Here is a 3,163-nt window from a genome sequence, read left to right as displayed (position 1 = left end):
CGGAGCCGTTGCAACCGGAGCCGGAGCCGCAGCGGCAGGAGCTGCAACCGGAGCCGCCGCAGGAGCGGCTTTCGGGGCCGTAAGCGCCGAGGCGGACTCGCCCTCTTCCAGCAGCAGGGCGATGGGCTCGTTGACCTTCACGCCCTGGGTGCCTTCGGCGACCAAGATCTTGCCGAGCGTGCCTTCGTCGACGGCTTCGACTTCCATCGTCGCCTTATCGGTTTCGATTTCGGCCAGCACGTCCCCGGCTTTAACGCTATCGCCTTCCTTCTTGAGCCAGCGGGCAAGATTGCCCTCGGTCATGGTCGGCGACAGGGCGGGCATCAGAATTTGAATTGGCATGGCGCGCCCCCGTCAGCGATAGCAGACCGCCCGCGCGGCCTGGACGATATCGTCCACGGTCGGCAGAGCGAGCTTTTCAAGATTAGCGGCATACGGCAGCGGAATATCCTTGCCGTGAACGCGCAGCACGGGGGCATCGAGCAGGTCGAAGCCCTTTTCCATGATCTGCATGCCGATTTCCGACCCGATCCCGGCGAAGGGCCAGCCTTCTTCCACCGAAACCGCCCTATTGGTTTTCGCGACCGAGGCGAGGATCGTGTCCATATCGAGCGGGCGGATTGAGCGCAGATCGATCACTTCGGCATCGATACCTTGGGCCGCCAAAGCTTCGGCGGCGGCGAGTGCGTGGCGCACGGTGATCGAGAAAGCCGTGATCGTTACGTCCTTCCCCGGACGCACCACCTTGGCCTTGCCGATGGGAACGATCCAATCGTTCGTATCCGGCACTTCGAAGGACGAGCCGTAGAGGATTTCATTTTCGAGGAAAATGACCGGGTTCGGATCGCGGATCGCCGCCTTCAGCAAGCCCTTGGCATCGGCGGCGCTATAGGGCGCCACCACTTTGAGGCCAGGGCAATGGGCGTACCAGGAGGCATAGCATTGGCTATGCTGCGCGCCGACGCGGGAAGCGGCCCCGTTCGGACCGCGAAACACGATGGAGCAGCCCATCTGCCCGCCCGACATATAAAGCGTTTTCGCCGCCGAGTTGATGATCTGGTCAATCGCCTGCATGGCGAAGTTGAAGGTCATGAACTCGACAATCGGCTTCAGGCCCATAAAGCCCGCGCCCACCGCAAGCCCGGCGAACCCGTGTTCGGTGATCGGGGTGTCAATCACGCGGCGGGGGCCGAATTCCTGCAAGAGATTCTGGCTGACCTTATAGGCACCCTGATATTCGGCGACTTCTTCGCCCATCAGGTAAACGGCTTCGTCCGAGCGCATTTCTTCGGCCATCGCGTCGCGCAAGGCTTCGCGGACGGTCTGCGTTTTGGTCGGGCCAGTCCAATCGGGCTCTGCCGCGACGGCGGCAACCGGCGCGGCGACAGAAGCGACAATCGCCGGGGCGGCAACCGGAGCCGCCGCCGCAGTGGGGGCCGGAGCCGCCTTCGGGGCGTCCGACAGGCTCTCGCCCTCTTCGGTCAGCACGGCGATGACGGCGTTGACGGCCACATTCTCGGTGCCTTCAGCCACGGTGATTTTGGCAAGAATGCCTTCATCCACCGCTTCGACTTCCATCGTCGCCTTATCGGTTTCGATTTCGGCCAGCACATCGCCCGCCTTAACCTTATCGCCTTCTTTCTTGAGCCAGCGCGATAGCTTGCCCTCGGTCATGGTCGGCGACAACGCCGGCATCAAAATATCAATTGCCATGATTTAGGCCTCAATCAGAACGTCGGTGTAGAGTTCGGACGGGTCGGGTTCCGGGCTCGACTGGGAGAATTCGGCGGCATCGGTGACGATGTCCTTGATCTCGCGGTCGATGTCCTTCAGCGCTGCCTCGTCGGCGTGGCCGCCCTCCAGAATGAGCGCGCGCAGATGATCGATCGGATCATGCTGTTCGCGCATTTTGCTCACTTCTTCCTTCGTCCGGTATTTGGCCGGGTCGGACATGGAGTGACCGCGATAGCGGTAGGTATTCATTTCCAGAATATAGGGGCCGTTGCCCGCCTTGCAGTGGGCGACGGCGCGTTCAGCCGCTTCCTGCACCGCGATCACGCTCATGCCGTCTACCGGCTCGCCAGGGATACCGTAGGCTGCGCCGCGCCGGAATAATTCCTGGCCCGCCGCCGACCGCTGCACCGAGGTGCCCATCGCATATTTGTTATTTTCAATGACATAGATGACGGGCAGCTTCCACAGCGCCGCCATATTGAAACTTTCGTAGACTTGGCCTTGGTTAACAGCCCCGTCGCCCATGTAGGTGGCGCAAACATTCGCCATGCCGCGATAGTGGAAGGAAAAGGCAATCCCCGTCCCCAGCGGCACCTGGGCCGCGACGATACCATGACCGCCGTAAAAATTCTTTTCCTTGGAGAACATGTGCATCGAGCCGCCCTTCCCCTTGGAATAGCCGCCGATGCGCCCCGTCAACTCCGCCATCACGCCGCGCGGGTCCATGCCGCAAGCGAGCATATGGCCGTGGTCGCGGTAGGAGGTGATGACCGCGTCTTGCGGCGTCAGCGTTGCCTGCATCCCCACCACAACGGCTTCCTGGCCGATATAGAGATGGCAGAAACCGCCGATTAGGCCCATGCCGTAAAGCTGACCGGCTTTTTCTTCAAAGCGGCGGATCAGCAGCATGTCGCGATAATATTTTAATAGAATGTCAGCCGAAGGCGCGGGGGCAGCGACGCTCGCCCCTCCCGCTGTCTTTGGTGCGCGCTTGGCGGTCGTCATAGCATGGACCTCCTACCGGGTCGGGGGACGCAAAATCGAGAGGGCTTCAACCGCCCTATTCCCCCCCTGTCTAACCCGGAAGTTTACGCCCATGCAAGCATGACAAGGTCTTGTAATTTCACAAGAAATCGATTGTCATCTTGAATTAAGTTAACAGTTTCTTTCGCAGATGCGAAAGGCAAAAGGCTAATTCACTGCAATTTCAGGGGGCAAGGCCTGCGGGCGTTGCAGCATGATCTGCACTTCGTCCTTCCGGCCAAAATTCAATAGGACTCGCGCGCGTTCTTCCAAAAGGTCGGGGTCCAATCGATCCGGCCGCATCAAAGACACCCGTTTTTCGAGTATTTCCCGCTCCGCATGAACAAGATCGCGGGTAATTTCGGCCTTGCGGATCTCCTGCTGCAAATGCAGATAGGCCAACATC

At 60.4% G+C, this 3,163-nt stretch carries 4 protein-coding genes; all 4 read right to left on the bottom strand.

What is annotated here, in order from left to right; all coding sequences use genetic code 11:
- Nucleotides 1-342, bottom strand: a 342-nt coding sequence (locus tag VZ95_RS15450) for a biotin/lipoyl-containing protein (protein ID WP_045776653.1), incomplete at its 3' end; no start/stop codon positions are given.
- A gap of 12 nt (nucleotides 343-354) precedes the next feature.
- Complete coding sequence (locus VZ95_RS15445; RefSeq protein ID WP_045776652.1) at nucleotides 355-1,713, bottom strand: pyruvate dehydrogenase complex E1 component subunit beta; 1,359 nt, start codon at nucleotides 1,711-1,713, stop codon at nucleotides 355-357.
- 3 nt (nucleotides 1,714-1,716) lie between these two features.
- Nucleotides 1,717-2,739 carry a pyruvate dehydrogenase (acetyl-transferring) E1 component subunit alpha gene (gene pdhA / locus VZ95_RS15440; RefSeq protein ID WP_084627839.1) on the bottom strand — a complete coding sequence of 341 codons (1,023 nt, stop codon included), beginning with the start codon at nucleotides 2,737-2,739 and terminating at the stop codon, nucleotides 1,717-1,719.
- 186 nt (nucleotides 2,740-2,925) lie between these two features.
- Nucleotides 2,926-3,163: FtsB family cell division protein (locus VZ95_RS15435; RefSeq protein WP_045776651.1), on the bottom strand; the 238-nt coding region annotated here is incomplete at its 5' end.

Source organism: Elstera litoralis (assembly GCF_000963705.1).
GTDB lineage: Bacteria > Pseudomonadota > Alphaproteobacteria > Elsterales > Elsteraceae > Elstera > Elstera litoralis.
The sequence above is the reverse complement of the archived record's forward strand: the minus strand, read 5'-3'. Positions and strand labels throughout refer to the sequence as shown.

Excerpts from the sequence above, each read along its gene's own strand:
- VZ95_RS15445 (WP_045776652.1), bottom strand. The coding sequence starts at position 1,713 with ATGGCAATTGATATTTTGATGCCGGCGTTGTCGCCGACCATGACCGAG.
- pdhA (WP_084627839.1), bottom strand. The coding sequence starts at position 2,739 with ATGACGACCGCCAAGCGCGCACCAAAGACAGCGGGAGGGGCGAGCGTC.